Source organism: Allochromatium humboldtianum (assembly GCF_013385175.1).
GTDB classification, from domain to species: Bacteria; Pseudomonadota; Gammaproteobacteria; order Chromatiales; family Chromatiaceae; genus Thermochromatium; species Thermochromatium humboldtianum.
This window is the reverse complement of the sequence record NZ_JABZEO010000001.1, coordinates 243,081-260,723: the sequence shown is the minus strand read 5'-3', so window position 1 is coordinate 260,723 and position 17,643 is coordinate 243,081. Positions and strand designations below refer to the sequence as shown.

15 protein-coding genes are annotated in these 17,643 nt (G+C 66.9%); 11 read left to right on the top strand and 4 right to left on the bottom strand.

The window, feature by feature from the left end; all coding sequences use genetic code 11:
* The first annotated feature begins 102 nt into the window (after positions 1–102).
* The 3 genes from folE2 to cysZ all read left to right on the top strand — a co-directional run bounded on the left by folE2 (position 103) and on the right by cysZ (position 2,999).
* Positions 103–954 (top strand): GTP cyclohydrolase FolE2, encoded by an 852-nt coding sequence (gene folE2, locus HW932_RS01195; protein ID WP_176974676.1) that lies wholly within the window; start codon positions 103–105, stop codon positions 952–954.
* Positions 951–1,718 carry an alpha/beta fold hydrolase gene (locus HW932_RS01190; protein ID WP_176974914.1) on the top strand — a complete coding sequence of 256 codons (768 nt, stop codon included), beginning with the start codon at positions 951–953 and terminating at the stop codon, positions 1,716–1,718. The genes folE2 and HW932_RS01190 overlap by 4 nt, the downstream gene beginning before the upstream one ends.
* An 81-nt stretch (positions 1,719–1,799) precedes the next feature.
* Positions 1,800–2,999, top strand: coding sequence for a sulfate transporter CysZ (cysZ, locus tag HW932_RS01185; protein ID WP_176974675.1), 1,200 nt, complete (start codon positions 1,800–1,802; stop codon positions 2,997–2,999).
* A gap of 4 nt (positions 3,000–3,003) precedes the next feature.
* Here the strand turns inward: cysZ and HW932_RS01180 are convergent, their stop codons facing one another.
* Complete coding sequence (locus tag HW932_RS01180; protein WP_176974674.1) at positions 3,004–3,726, bottom strand: class I SAM-dependent methyltransferase; 723 nt, start codon at positions 3,724–3,726, stop codon at positions 3,004–3,006.
* A gap of 109 nt (positions 3,727–3,835) precedes the next feature.
* Here HW932_RS01180 and HW932_RS01175 point away from each other — a divergent pair, with 109 nt between their 5' ends.
* Both HW932_RS01175 and HW932_RS01170 read left to right on the top strand, forming a co-directional pair.
* On the top strand, positions 3,836–4,267 hold the full coding sequence (locus HW932_RS01175) for a phosphate-starvation-inducible PsiE family protein (protein ID WP_176974673.1): 432 nt from the start codon (positions 3,836–3,838) through the stop codon (positions 4,265–4,267).
* Between the two features lie 37 nt (positions 4,268–4,304).
* Positions 4,305–5,102, top strand: a complete 798-nt coding sequence (locus HW932_RS01170) for a sulfite exporter TauE/SafE family protein (RefSeq protein ID WP_222932175.1) — start codon at positions 4,305–4,307, stop codon at positions 5,100–5,102.
* A 9-nt stretch (positions 5,103–5,111) separates the two neighbouring features.
* On the opposite strand, the gene HW932_RS01165 is transcribed toward HW932_RS01170, so the two are convergent.
* Together HW932_RS01165 and HW932_RS01160 are read right to left on the bottom strand one after the other, a co-directional pair.
* Positions 5,112–5,720 carry a hypothetical protein gene (locus tag HW932_RS01165; protein ID WP_176974671.1) on the bottom strand — a complete coding sequence of 203 codons (609 nt, stop codon included), beginning with the start codon at positions 5,718–5,720 and terminating at the stop codon, positions 5,112–5,114.
* Between the two features lie 147 nt (positions 5,721–5,867).
* Positions 5,868–7,838, bottom strand: coding sequence for a transglycosylase SLT domain-containing protein (locus HW932_RS01160; protein ID WP_176974670.1), 1,971 nt, complete (start codon positions 7,836–7,838; stop codon positions 5,868–5,870).
* A gap of 29 nt (positions 7,839–7,867) precedes the next feature.
* Between HW932_RS01160 and HW932_RS01155 the strand changes: the two genes are divergently transcribed.
* The 5 genes from HW932_RS01155 to HW932_RS01135 all read left to right on the top strand — a co-directional run bounded on the left by HW932_RS01155 (position 7,868) and on the right by HW932_RS01135 (position 15,136).
* Positions 7,868–8,179 (top strand): hypothetical protein, encoded by a 312-nt coding sequence (locus HW932_RS01155; protein WP_176974669.1) that lies wholly within the window; start codon positions 7,868–7,870, stop codon positions 8,177–8,179.
* 113 nt (positions 8,180–8,292) lie between these two features.
* Positions 8,293–9,096 carry an AmmeMemoRadiSam system protein B gene (amrB, locus tag HW932_RS01150; protein ID WP_176974668.1) on the top strand — a complete coding sequence of 268 codons (804 nt, stop codon included), beginning with the start codon at positions 8,293–8,295 and terminating at the stop codon, positions 9,094–9,096.
* Positions 9,074–9,703, top strand: a complete 630-nt coding sequence (gene amrA / locus HW932_RS01145; RefSeq protein ID WP_176974667.1) for an AmmeMemoRadiSam system protein A — start codon at positions 9,074–9,076, stop codon at positions 9,701–9,703. The genes amrB and amrA overlap by 23 nt, the downstream gene beginning before the upstream one ends.
* A gap of 25 nt (positions 9,704–9,728) precedes the next feature.
* Positions 9,729–13,025: a hybrid sensor histidine kinase/response regulator gene (locus HW932_RS01140; RefSeq protein WP_176974666.1), complete on the top strand. Its 3,297-nt coding sequence runs from the start codon at positions 9,729–9,731 to the stop codon at positions 13,023–13,025.
* Positions 13,022–15,136 (top strand): GGDEF/EAL domain-containing response regulator, encoded by a 2,115-nt coding sequence (locus HW932_RS01135; protein WP_176974665.1) that lies wholly within the window; start codon positions 13,022–13,024, stop codon positions 15,134–15,136. Before HW932_RS01140 ends, HW932_RS01135 begins: the two co-directional genes overlap by 4 nt.
* Here HW932_RS01135 and HW932_RS01130 read toward each other — a convergent pair.
* Positions 15,125–15,958 carry an ATP-grasp domain-containing protein gene (locus tag HW932_RS01130; protein WP_176974664.1) on the bottom strand — a complete coding sequence of 278 codons (834 nt, stop codon included), beginning with the start codon at positions 15,956–15,958 and terminating at the stop codon, positions 15,125–15,127. The genes HW932_RS01135 and HW932_RS01130 overlap by 12 nt on opposite strands.
* Before the next feature lie 109 nt (positions 15,959–16,067).
* Between HW932_RS01130 and HW932_RS01125 the strand changes: the two genes are divergently transcribed.
* A complete protein-coding gene (locus HW932_RS01125; protein WP_176974663.1) occupies positions 16,068–17,642 on the top strand; it encodes an AAA-like domain-containing protein in 1,575 nt (524 codons plus the stop codon).
* The last annotated feature ends 1 nt before the right edge of the window (position 17,643 follow it).

Below are 17,643 nucleotides of genomic sequence, written 5' to 3'. Positions count from 1 at the left end.
CACTCTAACCCCAGCACTCGGCCTGCCCGACCCATCCGACTTGGCCGAGCCGCCAGCCGCCCCCATCTTCCAGCCATCCATTCCGACGACGACACTATTCTCATGGAGCCATCGACCCCATCCCCCTGCTCGACCAACGCCACCTGCGAGATCGCCGACGTCCAGGGGAGCGCCGACACCCGCCGCATCGCCATCGACAAGGTCGGCATCAAGGACATCCGCCATCCAGTGCGGGTACTCGACCGCAGCGGCACCGAGCAGCACACGGTGGCGAACTTCAACATGTACGTCTATCTCCCGCACGACTTCAAGGGCACGCACATGTCGCGCTTCGTGGAGATCCTCAACCGCCACGAGCGCGAGATCAGCGTTTCGTCCTTCAAGACCATGCTCAGCGAGATGTCCGAGCGTCTGGAATCCGAGGCCGGCCACATCGAGATGCGCTTCCCCTTCTTCATCAACAAGAAGGCGCCGGTCTCCGGGGTCGAGAGCCTGCTCGACTACGAAGTCACCTTCATCGGCGAGATCCGCAACGGACAGCCGCGCCTGGAACTCAAGGTCATGGTGCCCGTCACCAGTCTCTGCCCCTGCTCCAAGGAGATCTCGGCGTTCGGCGCGCACAATCAGCGCTCGCATGTGACGGTTCAGGTGCGCATGGAGCGCTTCATGTGGCTGGAGGAACTGATCGAGCTGGTCGAGCGTGAAGCGTCGTCCGAACTCTATGGCCTGCTCAAGCGCCCGGACGAGAAGTTCGTCACCGAGCGCGCCTACACCAATCCCAAGTTCGTCGAGGATCTGGTGCGCGACGTGGCCAAGCGGCTCAATGACGACCCGCGCATCCTCGCCTACACGGTCGAGGCCGAGAACTTCGAGTCGATCCACAACCATTCGGCCTATGCTCTGATCGAGCGCGACAAGGCCGCTGAGTCCGGCTTGGCGGAGAGCGCGCTCTGAGTCCGGTCGAAACCCGCTGTCTGCTGCTGCACGGTTTCACAGGCAGCGGAGCCGACTGGTCGAGCGTCTTTCCCGAGGATCCGGAGCGGTTGGCGCTCGATCTACCGGGGCATCTGACCAGCCCGGATCCGACGGGCGATTATCTCGATGTGATCCGCGCGTTGCTCGACACGCTGCCGACGAGCATCGACCGGGTCATCGGCTATTCGCTCGGCGGTCGGATCGCGCTCAGCCTCATCCAGCTCGCGCCCGAGCGTTTTCGTTCCGCCGCAATCATCTCGGCCCATCCCGGACTGCTCGATCCGGCCTTGCGCGAACAGCGCCGGCTGGCCGATCAGGTCTGGATCGACCTGCTACGCGATCAGGGAATCGACGCCTTCGTCACGGCCTGGGAGCATCAGCCCCTGTTCAGAACCCAGGCACGGCTCGCACCCGAGATCCTGGCACGTCAGCGCGCGCAGCGTCTGAGTCAGCGTCCGGAGGGACTGGCCAGGGCGCTCGAACGGCTTGGATTGGGCGAGATGCCCAGCACCTGGGAGGCGCTCGCGCGCTACCAGGGTCGGCTCGACTGGATCATCGGCGGCGAGGACACGCGCTTCCAGGCGATCGCGCACGAAGTCTTGGCGCATCGTCCGGCGACCTGGCTGCATGTTCTGGAGGACGTGGGTCACAATCCGCTGCTGGAGGCGCCCGAGCGGCTACGCGCGTGTTTGGAGCACGCGAAGACGTCGCCCTCCAATGCACTCAGGATTTCGATCGCCTAGAATCGCCGAATCTCTTTGCGCTCTTTGCGTCTTTGTGGTTCAAATCCCCAACCCATTCAAACCCTGCACGCTCCCGATCCTATGTTCAGCCATCCCATCTCCGGGGCCGGTTATCTATTACAGGGCCTGAGGCTCATCACCCGCCCCGGAATCAAGCGTTTCGTGGCCGTTCCCTTGCTGCTGAATCTGCTGATCTTCTCGGCGGCCCTCTATGCCGGCATCAGCCAGTTCGAGGGACTGATGCAGCTCATGGAATCCAGACTGCCGACCTGGCTGGGTTGGCTCGAATGGCTCATCTGGCCGCTGTTCATCCTGCTGCTGTTCGTCTTCGTCTTCTACACCTTCGGTCTGCTCGCCAACCTGATCGCCGCGCCCTTCAACGGACTGCTGGCCGAAAAGGTCGAGCTGATGCTGACCGGCCGCCCCATCGATCAGGAGGGCGATTACGCCCGGCTCTTGGCCGAACTGGGGCCGACCCTGCTCGACGAACTGCGCAAGCTCGTCTATGCCCTGCTGTGGGCGATTCCCTTTCTGTTCCTGCTGTTCGTGCCGCTGGTCGGGCCGCTGCTCTGGTTTCTCTATACGGCCTGGATGCTGGCGGTCGAATACAGCGACTATCCGATGGGCAATCACGGTCTGCGCTTCGCCGAGATCCGCCGCCGACTGCGCGAACGGCGTACGCTGAGCTTCGGCTTTGGCGCGGCGGCGGCCGGGATGGCGATGGTGCCGGTGCTCAACTTCCTGCTGATGCCGGTCGCGGTGGCCGGCGCCACGGCCATGTGGGTGCGCGAGTTCCGCTCGTCCAACGGCTATCAGGGACCGCATGAGTCGCGCGTGGCCACGCACTACATCCTGCTGACCATCGATCATCTCTCGGGGCGCATGGATGGCGAGATCCTCGCCGGACCGCTCACCGGGCGCACGCTCGACGCGACCGAAACCGGCGAGCTGCTCGGTCTGCTCGATCTCTGTTATCGCACCGACGCCGAGTCGGCCGAGGCGCTTGAAGCCTATCTGACCCACGAGCGCGGTCAGCGTTTCCAGGAGCCGCCGCCGCGCCCGGACACCGAACGCGCACCGCCACCGCCGTCCGATCGACCCGGCCTGGACGAGAACGAGGCACGCGCCATCCTGGGTCTCGCGCCCGATGCAGGCGCCGATGCGATCCAGGCCGCCCATCGACGCCTGATCCAACGCCTGCATCCGGATCGCGGCGGCTCGGACTATCTGGCTGCCAAGGTCAACGAGGCCAAGCGGGTGCTGCTGGCGTCCCGAGTCTGAACGCTCAGGCCACGGCGCGCAGCAGATCGACCCGATGAGGTTTGAGGAAACGCGCACCTTCCGGGGTCAGATGACGCTCGAAGGCGGCGCGGACCTCGGCGAGCCGCGCCGCGTCGAGATCATGCTCGATATGCGTGACCTGAATGAAGCGCTCGGCGAAGGCCTCCCAACTCGGATAGACGCCTTCCGACTGGTAGAACACCTGACGCTCCCAGGTGAAGCGCCCCGAGTCGACCGCGCGCTCGATGGCGGCATAGGCCGCCGTGCGCACGAGGCGCTCGTCATGGATCAGCCGCATGACCGCGTTGAACGGCCCCCAGTAGACGGGTTCCGAGACATAGACGTAACCGCCCGGCGCCAGCACGCGCCGGATCTCGGCGAGCGCGCGATCCATGAGTTCGACCGGCACATGATGCAGCGACTTGAACAGAAAGACGCCGTCATAGGTCGCATCCGGGTCGGCGATCGACTCGGCGCCGCCGAACCGGAACTCGACACCGGGCAGATCCTGGATGGCGAGATTCTTCGCATGCTGGATACGATCGACCTCGGTCGCCGTCACCCGCCGTGCGCCCAGGCGCGTGGCGAGCAGTCGGGTCATCCAGGCCGCGCCGCAGCCCAGTTCCAGCACCCGGCGTCCCTCGACCTCGACCAAGCCCTCGACGATCCGGATCTCGTCGCACGTCCGGTAATCTGTGGGGTCGGTCTGTATCATCTGTCTCGGCATCACGACCTCGTCTAGGATTGCAACGTTCAGATTTGTATTCAAGGCGTTCGCGTTCTACCGTCGACGGCGAAACGCCCATTTCCACCATCGCGCCCAGGAGCTGAAACGGATGAACCAACCGCATACCCGCTTGGACAAATGGCTCTCGATCCTCTTTCTCTACACCGAAAAGCTGGTGCTCGTCATCGTCGGCGGACTCGCATTCATCGGCATCGGAGAGCTGATCTGGAAAATCTATCAGCTACGTGATATCCGCCTGGAGGATCTGCTGATGATCTTCATCTTCATCGAGATCATGGCGATGGCCAACGTCTATTTTCTCAGACGCAGCGTGCCCTTCACCTATCCGATGTTCATCGCCGTCACCGCACTCTCGCGTCTGATCGTGCTCCAGGGCAAGGAGAACAGCTCCGAGGGATTGATCTACGAGAGCGGCGCCATCCTGATCATCAGTCTCGCCATCCTCGTCATCCGCTTCAGTCAGCAGTTCAGCACAGATGCGCTGGAACGACGCGAGGCGCACGAGGATCGTCACGAATGATCGCCGTGATCTTCAATGCAGGCGGTTCCCGGTGCTCATGATCGAACTCATCGCCTATCTCGCCATCGGCGCACTCTCCGGCGTGCTGGCCGGACTCTTCGGCGTCGGCGGCGGCGCCGTCATGGTGCCGGCCCTGATGCTGCTCTTCGGCGCGCTCGGGATCGGCGGCGACTGGATGGCGCATCTGGCCGTCGGCACCTCGCTGGCGACCATCATCGGCACGGGCGCGGCCTCTACGCTCGCGCACCATCGACGCGGGGGGGTGCGCTGGGACATCGTCCGGCCGCTGGCGCCGGGGATCGTCGTGGGCGCGCTGGCCGGCGCGGTGCTGGCCGGCTGGATCTCCGGCCCTTGGCTGCAACGGATCTTTGCGGTATTCCTGGCCTATGTCGGTATGCGACTGCTGATGACGTCCGCGAAGACGGCTGTATCCGCCGCGCATCCGCTGCCGGGACGCCTGGGACTGGCCGGTGTCGGCAGCGGGATCGGCATACTGTCGTCACTGGTCGGCATCGGCGGCGGGACGCTCACTGTGCCCTTTCTGAGTCGTCATGGTCTGGAGATGCGTCAAGCGGTCGGCACCTCGGCGGCCTGTGGGTTGCCGATCGCGCTGGCGGGCGCATTGGGGTTCATCGTCGTCGGCTGGGGACGGGACGGGCTGCCCGGGTTCAGCACCGGCTTCGTCTACTGGCCGGCGGTGCTGGCCATGCTGGTCGCCAGCATGCCGATCGCGCCGCTCGGCGCCCGTCTGGCCCATGCCCTGCCCGTGGCGCTGCTCAAGCGACTCTTCGGTATCCTGCTGCTGCTGATCGCCGCGCGTCTGGCCTTCGCCTGAACTGAGACGCTATCGGGCGGGATTGGCGGATGGATTCAGGATCAAACGACGATAGAGATAGAGCTGACCATTCTGGTCACGCAGTGCCAGTCGGCCCTGATCCAGGGCGAACTCGAAGGTCTGGGTGAAGTTCTCGGTGCGGTTGCTCAGCTCGACCCGATCGGTCTGAACCCGGATCTCGCCTTCGATGTAGCCCCGACAGGCCGAATAGAGACGGTAGAACCCGCCCTGGACGATCAGGAGGCCGCCCTGATTGTCCTCCCAGAGTCCTTCCAGCGACGTGCCGGTCCAGGGCATGGCGCCGCCGCTCGCCCCCTGCATGGCGCGCCAGGCCGAATCGGCCATGGAGCCGGCCTGCTGGGCGGCGCGATCGGGCGTGGTGGAAAACGATTGGGACATCGGCCCCTGGGCCGAGGGCCATGACGGCATTCCCGCCGGAGCAGCGGGCGGCGGCACCCGCCCCGGATCGACATTGGCCGTGAATCCCATGCTCTCCATCATGCGCGCGATGGCATGCGCCATGGCCTCGGCCGCCGTCTGCTGGGCGCTGGCGGACTGAAGTGGTAGTCCACCGAGGATCAGGGTCAGGATGAACGCTTGGCGCGCGCGCGGACGCATGATGGGCGATCGGACTCGAATGGCTGGCATGAGGCGCTGCTGGGCGCACGACACGAGGTCGGGCCGATAGGTGAAGACTGGGCGGAATGTTCCACGAGCGGCGCAGTGTAACAGAGCCGGGAATCCGGATTGAAAATCCTGTCGCGCTCATTGCGCCGGGGCCTGGCCCCGGAAATCGCGTCCGGGCACCGGCGGCAGGAATTCGCGCAGGCGGCGCGGCTCCAGCCCCAGACGTTCGGCATAGATGATCCGATAGCTCAGGACGCGCTCGACATAGCCGCGCGTCTCGGCGAAGGGGATGCGCGCGATCCAGAGATCGGCGTCCATACAGGTCTCCGGCAGCCAGCGCTCGACACGCGCGGGACCGGCGTTGTAGGCCGCCGTGGCCAGAGCCGCATGGCCGAAGCGGTCGCGCATCCGCGTCAGATAGGCACTGCCGAGCGTGATATTGAGTTCGGGGTCGAGCAGATCCCAGCGCGAGGGCTGGGGTCGCTCCAGCTCGGCGGCGACCTCGCCGGCGGTCGCCGGCATGAGCTGCATCAGCCCCACGGCCCCCGCCGGTGAGGCGATGGTGCGCGCAAAGACACTCTCCTGGCGCATCACGGCCTGGATCCAGTCCGGCTCGATGCCGATCTGCCACGCCTGTTCGGCGGCGCGATCGCGATAGGCGAGCGGAAAGCGGATCTCCAGATCGTCCCAGTAGCCCGAGCGGGCGAGCATGACGATGGCCTGATCGTGCCAGCCGCGATCGTGCGCGAGCCGGGCGGCGGCCATGAGTCCGTCATTGTCCAGTCGACCGGCGAGCGTGCGCCATTCGCGCCGGACATCGACCTCGCGGCCGATCTGGTCGAGCGCGAGGATGCGCCGGTAGGCCGGCTCCTGGGCCAGGGTCTGGAGTCGCTCCGGCGCGACCGGCACCGGACGGTGCTCCAGGTTGTAGGGCAGATCCAGACGATCGGCGGCCATGAAGCCCCAGAAGCTGCGTTCGCGCGCCGCCTCGCCGAGTGTCGCCTGTGCGGCCTCCGACTGGCCAAGGAACGCCTGGGCCACGCCCAGCCAATAGAGCCAGCGCTCGCGCTTGATCTCACCCTCGGGCATCCGCTCGATCCATTTGGCCAGCCAATCCCAGGCGCGCAGCGTGATGGCCGCGCGCAGACGGCGTTCCTGCTCGGGCAGATTGTCCGCGCTCGGCTCGATGGCGTCCCAATAGAGCAGCCCCAGGCGATCGCCGGACTCGGCCAATGCACGTCCGACGGCGACATGCGCCCGCTCGCGTGCCGATCGATCATCCGTCAGCGCCGGCTCCAGACGCTGCAACGCCAGCGCTGCGCGTTCGAGATCGCTCCGCGCCAGCATCACGATGCCGTGTGCCAGAATCGCGGCGCGCATGGGGTGGTTCTCCCGAAACAGACTGGCCTCCAGAATGCGCTCAGGCATCTGATCGACCGACAGCCAGAGCTTGAGCCAGGACCGCTCGGACTCGGGCAACCGCCGACCGAGATAACGCGCCAGTCCAGTCCTTCCGGCCTCCAGCGCCAGCCGGATGCGCGCCCAGACCCGTTCGGTCGTCAGATGTCCCTCGGCACTCCAGCGCTCGAACACCGGATCACAGGCATCGGGCCGCGACTGGCCCGACAGCCAGATCGGCTCGACCTCGGGCAGTGCCTCCCCGGCACGTCCGGTCTCGATCAGGGCGCGCAGATGCAGACAGCGGCGCTCGACCGAGTCGTCCGGCTGATAGACACGCGCGTAATCGGCCCAGCGCCCGGCGTCGGCCAGACGGCGCAGATAAGCCGGACGCAGCCGCTCGGCCAGCGGGGTGTCGGCATAGTCGGCGAGAAAGGACTCGATGCGTGCATCCGGCGCTTGGGCCAGATCGCGCGTCAGCTCCGCGAACAGCAGATAGGGATAGAGCGGGTCATCGCGCAGACCGTCCGCCAGGGTCTGAAAGGCCGCCGGATCGCCGCGTTCGAGCGCCGACTCGGCGGCGAGGAAGTCCGCGCGGGCGTCGGCGCGGGTCTCCAGCGCCACGAAGCAGGAGACGGCGAACAGCGCAAGGGTTAGCATGGCCGGGACAGCGGCCGGACGCCGTGACCGCTTCGACAGTGACAGACTCATCGGATTTGGCCTATTGGGGAACCTCAGACATGCGAACGACCATTGTAGTCATCATTTCACTCCTGGTCGGTGCCTCCTTCGGCGGCATCATGACACTCGGCTTCGGCTGGGGCATGGGCGCGGCGAGCGGGATGCTGATGGGAACCCAGGCCGGTGTCTGCCTCGCCGTCGAGACCGCGCGCCGCCAGGGCGGGATGGACGAGGCCAAACTGGATGCCCTGGTCGCCGCCAGCGTCGAGCACATCCGTTCCAAGGGTTCCTCGGTGCCGCTGCAAGCCGAGATCGAGTGGGTCCGGAACGCCGCCGGCTGCACCAAGCTGGTCGAGCAGCTCGACCAGTGAGACCGGCCGTGTCGGCAGCCGTTCGAGGTTGCCGACACCGCATCGGGTTATACTTTATGCATCGTAGGGACTGACGCTCAAACTCCAAACCGTGATGCGTGAGGAGGCGCCCCATGCCAACGATTCGACAGCCCGCCGTGGCCGATCAATTCTATCCGGGCGATCCCGCCGAGCTGGGCCGGATGCTCGACGCCCTGCTCGCCGAGCCGCCTGCGTCGGCCTCATCCAACCCCGGCGCGACGCCGCCCAAGGCGCTGATCGTGCCTCATGCCGGTTACATCTACTCCGGTCCCATCGCCGCCACCGCCTATGCCACACTGGCGCCGGTGCGCGACCGGATCCGGCGGGTCGTGCTGCTGGGTCCATCGCATCGGTTGCCCTTCATCGGACTGGCGGCGACCAGCGCCGACGTCTTCGCCACGCCGCTCGGTCCGGTTCCCATCGATCGCGCCGCCGTCGAGCGCGCCCTGACGCTGCCGCAGGTGCATCTGCTCGATGCCGCGCACGCCCAGGAGCACAGTCTCGAAGTCCAGTTGCCCTTCCTGCAACGGGTGCTCGACGCCTTCAGTCTGGTTCCCCTGGTCGTCGGCGAGGCCGCGCCCGAGTCGGTGGCCGAGGTGCTGGATCTGCTCTGGGGCGGACCCGAGACCCTGATCCTGGTCAGCTCGGACCTGACGCACTATCTGGACTACCGCACCGCGCGGCGCATCGACGCGCAAACCTCCGAGGCCATCGAGGCCCTGCGTCCCGAGGCGATCGGCTATGACCAGGCGTGCGGTCGCGCTCCCTTGAACGGACTGCTGACCCTGGCGCGACGGCGCGGACTCCAGGCCGAGACCCTGGATCTGCGCAACTCGGGGGATACGGCTGGATCACGCGATCAGGTGGTGGGCTATGGCGCCTATGCCATCCATTGAGACGGCGGGCGAGCGACCGGCCATCTATGACGCGACCGAGCGCGCGACCCTGCTCGACATCGCCGCGCGCTCGATCGCGCATGGGCTGGAGCACCAGCGCCCGCTGGATCTCGACCCGGCCGAGTATCCCGAACCGCTGCGCGCCATCCGCGCCACCTTCGTCACCCTGGAACGCCACGCCGATCTGCGCGGCTGCATCGGCGTGCTGGACGCCTTCCGCCCGCTGGTCACGGACGTGGCTCAGAACGCCTTCGCCGCCGCTTTCGAGGATCCGCGCTTCCCGCCGCTGCGCGCGGCCGAGTATCCCGAGCTGACGCTCAAACTCTCGGTCCTGACGCCGGCCGAGCCGCTGTCCTTCGGCTCCGAGGCCGAGCTGCTCGCCCAGATCCGGCCGGGCGTCGATGGACTGATCCTGAGCGACCGGGGCCGGCGCGGCACCTTCCTGCCCTCGGTCTGGGAGCAACTGCCCGATCCGCGCGACTTCCTCGAACACCTCAAGCGCAAGGCCGGGCTACCCATGGGCCACTGGTCCGACAGTCTGCACATCGCTCGCTATGCCACCGAGTCGTTCGGCGGACCGATCGGCCAGCTCCAACGACCGGCCTGAGTCATCACAGCCTCCTGGACACCCCATGTTTCAAGGACCGAAGCCCCCCAGACGCGCCGTCCTGTCACTGGCCGCCCTGCTGACCGTGCTGCCGGCGGCCGGTCTCGCCTGGAACTGGCCGGCGCCCCGACTCGACGGCGGCGATCATCGGCTGGTGCGGATCGGTCTCTATCAGAATGCACCCAAGGTCTACACCGACGCCAACGGCCGCCCGACCGGACTCTTCGTCGAACTCCTGGAAGCCATGGCGAGCGCCGAGGGCTGGCGCCTGAGCTATGAGTCCTGTCAGTGGGCCGAGTGTCTCGACCGGCTGGAACGTGGAGAACTCGATCTGATGCCGGACGTGGCCTTTTCCAGCGAGCGTGCGCAACGTTTCGACTTCCATCAGGTCTCGGTCGCCAGTAGCTGGTCGCAGATCTACAGCCGTCCCGAGCTACCGATCCACACCATCAACGATCTCGCGGGCAAGCGGGTGGCCGTCCTCCAGGGCGGCATCCAGCAGGTCTTCTTCGACCAGTTGATGCACGGCGCCGGACACGACTACCGGGCCGTGCCCGTCGGCTCGCTGGAGGCCGGCTATGCCGCCGTGGTCGCGGGCGCGGCCGATGCCGTGGTGACGAACAGCTTCTTCGCCGCGCGCAACGGTGCGCAATATCGTCTGCGCGAGACGCCGATCGTCTTTCTGCCCTCGACCCTCTATTTCGCCACCACCCAGGGGCGCAACGCCGATCTGCTCACGCGCATCGACGCCCATCTCACCGACTGGCGTCGCGACGCCGACTCGCTCTATTTCCGCGCCCTGCACCGTGCCATGGCCCTGCCGCCCGAGGTGCTGGTGCCGCACTGGGTACGCGGATCGCTCATCGGGCTGGGCGTCGGGCTGCTGCTCCTGATCTCGCTCAGCCTGCTGCTGCGCCGGCTGGTCGAGCAGCGCACCCGGACGCTGGCCCGGACCACGCGCGAACTCGAGCACGAGCGCGCCAACCTGGAATCCCAGGTCGCGGCGCGCACCGCCGAACTCCGGTCGCTGATGGAGGAGATGCGCGCGGCGCGCACCCTGGCCGAGCAGGCCACCCGGCTCAAGTCGGAGTTCCTGGCCAACATGAGCCACGAGATCCGTACCCCGATGAACGCCATCCTCGGTATGCTGCATCTGGCGCTCAAACAGACACTGACGCCCGACGTGCAGAACTATCTGGTCAAGGCCCAGCACTCGGCCCGGACGCTCCTGGGCCTGATCAATGACATCCTCGACTTCTCCAAGATCGAGGCCGGCAAGCTCGTCATCGAGCAGGTCGAGTTCGGACTCGACAGCGTGCTGGAACAGGTGGCCGACGCCATCGGCGTCCAGGCCGAGCACAAGGGCATCGAGTTCCTGATCCGCTACGATGTCTCCCTACCCCCGACCCTGATCGGCGATCCGCTGCGTCTGGGTCAGGTGCTGCTCAATCTGTGCGGCAACGCGCTCAAGTTCACCGACCAGGGCGAGATCGAGGTGGCGCTTCACCGACTCGATGCAAGCGAGACCGATCTGAGACTCCAGGTCTGCGTGCGCGACACCGGACTCGGCATGACGCCCGAGGTCCAGTCGCGGCTGTTCGAGAAATTCACCCAGGCCGATCAGTCCACCACCCGCCGCTTCGGCGGCACCGGCCTGGGACTGGCGATCAGCAGGAATCTGGTCGAACTCATGGGCGGGCGACTCTGGGTCGAGGACTCCCAGCCGGGGCACGGCAGCACGCTCTGCTTCACGGTGCGTCTGGGGATCGCCCGGCAGGCCCTGGAGCGCCGCCGGGAACTGGTCGATCAGGCCGGTCCGCTGCTGCGCGGCATCCGGCTGCTGGTGGTCGACGACAACGAGGTCTCGCGCGAGATCCTGGCCGAGATGCTGCGTTTCTTCCATCTCGACGTCGCCACCGCGCCGAGCGGGACCACGGCCCTGAGCACCCTGCGCAATGCCGCCGACAATCCCTACGATCTGGTGCTCATGGACTGGCACATGCCCGGCATGAAGGGCGACGAGGCGATCCGGCGTCTGCATCGCGATCCGTCCATCCCCCATCGGCCCAAGGTGGTGATGATCACGGCCTATGGACGCGAGGGCGTGCGGCGTCTGGCCGAGCAGGCGGGCGCCGACGGCTTCCTGATCAAGCCGGTCTCGCCCTCGACCCTGCTCGACACCATGCTCTCGGTGCTCGGGCGCGGGCGCCTCCTGGGCGAGGCCGGCCGGAGCCGGCCCGATCCGGCCGTCAGCGGGCGGCTGGCGGGCGCGCGCGTGCTGCTGGTGGAGGACAACGAGATCAATCGCGAATTCGCTGGCGAGCTGCTGCGCAGCGAGGGCCTCGAGGTCGACGAGGCCGGCGATGGACAGGAAGCGCTGGAGCAGGTCCGGCGCCGCGACTATGAGGCCGTGCTCATGGACATCCAGATGCCCGTGATGGACGGATACGAGGCCACGCGCCGCATCCGCGCCCTGGCCGACGAGCCAGGCGGCGAGCGCTTCGCCCGCCTGCCGATCATCGCCATGACCGCGCTGGCGATGGTCCAGGACAGCGAACGCAGCCGGGCCGCCGGCATGAACGACCATGTCAGCAAACCCATCGACCCCGACCATCTGATGCAGGTGCTCGCGCGCTGGATCGAGCGTCCGGCCGATGCGCGCCCGGCGCCCGAGTCCCGCCCCGAACTCGCGGACCTGCCGGACGACCTGCTCGCGCTCGCCGGCCTCGACGTGCGCGAGGGGGTGCGCCGCATCGGCGGCCGGGTCGAGGCCTATCGCAAGCAACTGCGCCGTTTCCGCCAGAACTACGCCGGGGCCGTCGAGGAACTGGAGCGTCTGGCGCGCGAGGTCGGTCCGGCGCGCGCCGAGGAACACTGCCATGCGCTCAAGGGCGTGGTCGGCAATCTCGGGGCCGTGGTCCTGCACGAACGGCTCAACGCGATCGACGCCGGACTCAAGCGCGGCGAGCCGCCCGACCCGGCTCTGCTCGCCGAGGCGCGCGAGCGCCTGGAGCGACTGATGGCCGAGATCGACGCCCTGGAGGCGGCGGCCCCGCCGCCGGTCGCGCCCAGCGCCGAGCCGCTCTCCCCTGAGCGGCTCGATGCGCTGCTGGGGGATTTGATCGAGGCGCTGAACTATGATTTGGGGGCAGTCGATCCATTGCTCGGTGAATTGCGCGCGGGAACCGCGGGCGGTGAACTGGAGACCGAGATCGCCGCCATCGCCGCCCACTGCGACGTGTTCGACATCGACGAGGCGCAGGCGCTCGCCACGACCGTGCGGGCGCGCCTCGAGACCAGACAGGATCCGCCATCGGTATGAATGAACACCGCCCACGCCTGCTCATCGTCGACGACGTGCCCGAGAACATCCACGAGCTGCTCGAATCGCTCAAGGGCGACTACCGCATCCAGGTCGCCTGCTCGGGGGCCAAGGCCATCGAACAGGTCGCCGGTCCCAATCCGCCCGATCTGGTGCTGCTCGACATCCTGATGCCCGAGATGGACGGCTACGAGACCTGCCGGCGCCTCAAGGCCCTGCCCGCCGGCGACCGCATCCCGGTCATCTTCGTCACCGTGATCGACAGCGCCGTGCAGAAGGTGCGCGGTTTCGAGATCGGCGCCGCCGACTACATCACCAAGCCGTTCGACATCGACGAGGTGCGCGCGCGGGTGCGCACCCATCTGGAACTGGCGCGGCTGCGTCACGAACTGGAGGCGCTGGTGGCTCAGCGCACGGCGCTCCTGGAGCAGAGCGAGGAGAAATACCGGGTGCTGGCCGACTACTCGCCCAATTGGGAATACTGGGTCGGTCCCGGCGGCGACTATCTCTACGTCTCCCCGGCCTGTGAGACCGTCTCGGGATACGCCCCGGCCGACTTCTTCGCCGACCCTGGGCTGATGGAACGGATCATCCACCCCGACGATCTGGCCGCCTGGAACGACCATTCCCCCGAGGGCCGGGAGGACGTCGGCACCCTGAGCTTCCGGCTGCTGTCACGTCATCGCGGCGAGCGCTGGATCGAACACGTCTGCAAGCCGGTCTACGACCACTCGGGTCGGCTCTTGGGGCGGCGCGGCTCCAACAGCGACATCACCGACCGGCGTCGTGCCGAGCAGAAGCTCGATTTCATCACCCATCGCGATCCGCTGACCGGGCTGGCCAACCGGGCGCTGTTTCGCGAACTGCTCAAGAATGCCATCGAGCACGCCGCGCACACCCAGGGCCGGTTCGCGCTGCTCTTCCTCGACATCGACAACTTCAAGACCATCAACGAGAGCCTGGGCCACAGTCTCGGGGATCTGCTGATCATCGCCGTCAGCCGTCGGCTCCAGGGCCTGCTGCACGACAACAGCACCATGGCGCGCATCGGCGGCGACGAGTTCAATCTGATCCTGGACTACGACCCCGATCAGCCGGGGATCGACCTGAGCGCGCAACATCTGCTCGACGGTCTGAGCAGGCCGTTCCAGATCGACGGCAATCCGGTCTATATCGGCGCCAGCATCGGCGTGGCGCTCTACCCGACCGACGGCGAGGACAGCGACACGCTCCAGCGCAACGCCGAGGCCGCGCTCCATCAGGCCAAACAGCAGGGGCGCGGACTGCTACGCTTCTTCTCGCCCGAGATGACCCAGCGGGCCAAGGAGCGTCTGCGGATGGAGGGCGATCTGCGCCGCGCCATCGAGCGCGACGAACTGCTCCTGCACTATCAGCCGCAGGTCGATCTCAGGAGCGGCGAGCTCGTCGGACTCGAGGCCCTGGTGCGCTGGCATCATCCGCAGCGCGGTCTGGTGCCGCCCGGCGACTTCATCCCGCTGGCCGAGGAGAGCGGACTGGTGGTGGGCCTGGGCGAATGGGTGCTGTGCACGGCCTGCCGGCAGATGGCGCTGTGGCTGGAGGCCGGGGTGGCGCCACGGCAGACGGCGGTCAATGTGTCGGCGGTGCAGTTGAGTCAGGGCCGGCTGGTCGAGCGTGTCAGCGAGATCCTGCGCGAGACGGGTATCCCGCCCGAGCGGCTGGAGCTGGAGATCACCGAGAGCTTCATCATGGCCGATCGCGAGCAGTCGTTCGCGTCCCTGACCGAATTGCGGGCGCTGGGTGTGCGGCTGTCGATCGACGACTTCGGCACCGGCTATGCCTCGTTCGGCTATCTGCAGCGGATCGCGGCTCAGAAGCTCAAGATCGATCTGTCCTTCGTGCGCGACGTGACGACCAACAGCGGCAATGCCTCGATCGTGCGCGCCATCATCGCGCTCGGGCGCAGTCTGGGGCTCGCGGTCATCGCCGAGGGCGTGGAGTCGACCGAGCAGGCCGAGTATCTGCGCGCGCTCGGGTGCGATGCCATCCAGGGCTATCTGATCAGCCGACCGCTGCCGGTGGCGGAGATCACGGCGTTTCTGGAGCAGGCACGCTCGGCGTCACCCGAGTGAGCCAAGCCGTTCGATCAGTTCCAGGCCGCGTGCCTTGCCGGGACAGAGGATCACGGCGATGCGGTCGGGGGTGTGCAGGTCGGGGCGACTGATCGCGCCGGACGCTGAGATGAGCGCCGTCTGCGCGTCGGTGAGCGGCCCGGTGCCGAAGAGCGAGATCACCAGTCCGCCCGGCACCGGCGGCGGCGCCTCGAACGGCTCGCCGTCTATGAGCGCGACCCAGGCCGGTACGAACTCAGGTCCATAGAGTTCGAGGAAGCCGTTGGAGCCGCGCAGATGGGCCTCGATCGGCCGGCCGCCGATCATCTCCAGATTGCAAAGTCCGGTATAGCCGGCCAGATGGCGCGTGACCCAGTCGCGGACGCGCGCATCGAGTTCGGGCCGCTCGACGCCCACGTCCCAGTAGAGCGGGCGCGCGCGATCCTTGCGCTCTGAGGCGCTGGTGTGAGCCAGCCAGACGACCTCGCCCGCGCGCACCAGACAGTCGGTGCTGGTGTGCTCGCCCTCCAGCCGCTCGCACCAGAAGAGTCCGGGGTCGTTGGGGACGACGTCGGCGCGCACCGCACGCGCCTGGAGCGCCATGCCGGCCAGATTGACGATCGGCTTGACGAACACCCAGTCGTCCGGCGTCAGGCCGCAGGCGAGCGGATCGACGCCGCAGGGCGCGGCGCGCAGTACGGCGGCGAGCGCCACGCCGAGCTTGTCGTAGACGGAGCGATGAGCGGGATTGAGCCGCCAGGCGGCGGCGTCGTTGACCGCGACCTCGGATCTCGGCTCGGGCCGGAAGAGGTGCGCGCGTTCGGGCAGGACTCCGATGAACATCGAAACCGGACCTCCGTCTGAGCTGTCGTTGATGATTGGCGGCACGTCCTGACAGATGGGGCCGACATGCTATGCTGATCAGCCCGTGCCACTCGCCGTGAGTCGACCGATGCGTTTCTTCAACACCGAAGGGCCGATCCGGCCTGAAGACCACTATCATCTGCCGCCCCTCTCGCGCTGGGATCTCGACGCGATCCTGACCCTGATCGACCAGAAGAAATACTTCCTGCTCCATGCCCCGCGTCAGACCGGCAAGACGAGCTGTCTGCTGGCATTGATGGAGCATCTCAACCGCGAAGGGCGCTATCGGGCGGTCTATGCCAATCTCGAAATCGCCCAGACCGCGCGCGAGGATGTGCCGCGTGCCATGCGGGCGGTCTGCGGTACGATCGCTGCCGCCGCACGTCTCTACATCGGCGATGACCGCCTGTTCGACTGGAATGAGATCGCGCTGGCGACCCGTGGCGCGGATGGGATGCTCGGTAGCCTGCTGGAGACCTGGAGTCAACAGAGTCCGCAACCGCTGGTGCTCCTGCTCGATGAGGTCGATGCGCTGGTTGGAGACACGCTGATCACCCTGCTGCGCCAACTGCGCGCCGGCTACATTCAGCGCCCGCACGCCTTTCCGCAGACCGTCATCCTGTGTGGGGTGCGCGATCTGCGCGACTATCGCATTCATGCCAGTTCCGAGTCCGAACCCATCACCGGCGGTAGCGCCTTCAATATCAAGGCCAAATCCTTGCGCCTCGGTGACTTCGACGCCGACGAGGTGCTCAGGCTGCTGCTGGAACACACGAACGAGACCGGTCAGGTCTTTACACCCGAAGCACTCGACCGGGTCTGGGAGCTGACTCTGGGCCAGCCGTGGCTGGTCAATGCGCTGGCCTATCGCGCCTGCTTCGAATTGCGCGAAGGGCGCGACCGGAGCCGGCCGATCACGCTCGACCTCATCGAGCGGGCCAAGGAGTCGATGATCGTCGAGCGCGTCACCCATCTCGATCAGCTCGCCCACAAGCTCCAGGAACCGCGCGTGCGCCGCATCATCGAGCCGATGCTGGCCGGCTCGGCGCTGGGCGAGGCGCCCGAGGATGATCGCGACTACCTGCTCGATCTCGGCCTACTGCGCCGTGATGGCAGTGGGGGGCTGGTGATCGCCAATCCCATCTATCGTGAAGTACTGCCGCGTGCCCTGGCCAGCGGTCCCCAGGATAGTCTGCCGGCGATCAACCCAAGCTGGCTGGCTCCCGACGGTTCGCTCGATGCCGAACGCCTGCTGGACGCCTTCCTCGACTTCTGGCGTCAACACGGCGAGCCGCTGCTGAAAAGCGCGCCCTATCACGAGATCGCCCCGCATCTGGTACTGATGGCCTTTCTGCATCGTGTCACCAACGGCACTGGAAGCCTGGAACGCGAATACGCCATCGGCTCCGGGCGCATGGATCTGTGTCTGCGCTATGGCGGCCTGACCCTGGGCATCGAACTCAAGGTCTGGCGCGACGGGCGCCCCGACCCGCTCGACGATGGATTGAAGCAGCTCGACGCCTATCTGGCCGGTCTGGGCCTGGATTCGGGCTGGCTGGTGATCTTCGACCGGCGTTCCGGTCAGCCGCCGATCGAGGAACGCACCACCAGTCTGGAGCAGCAGACGCCAGCCGGACGGCGCGTCACCCTGATTCGCGCCTGAG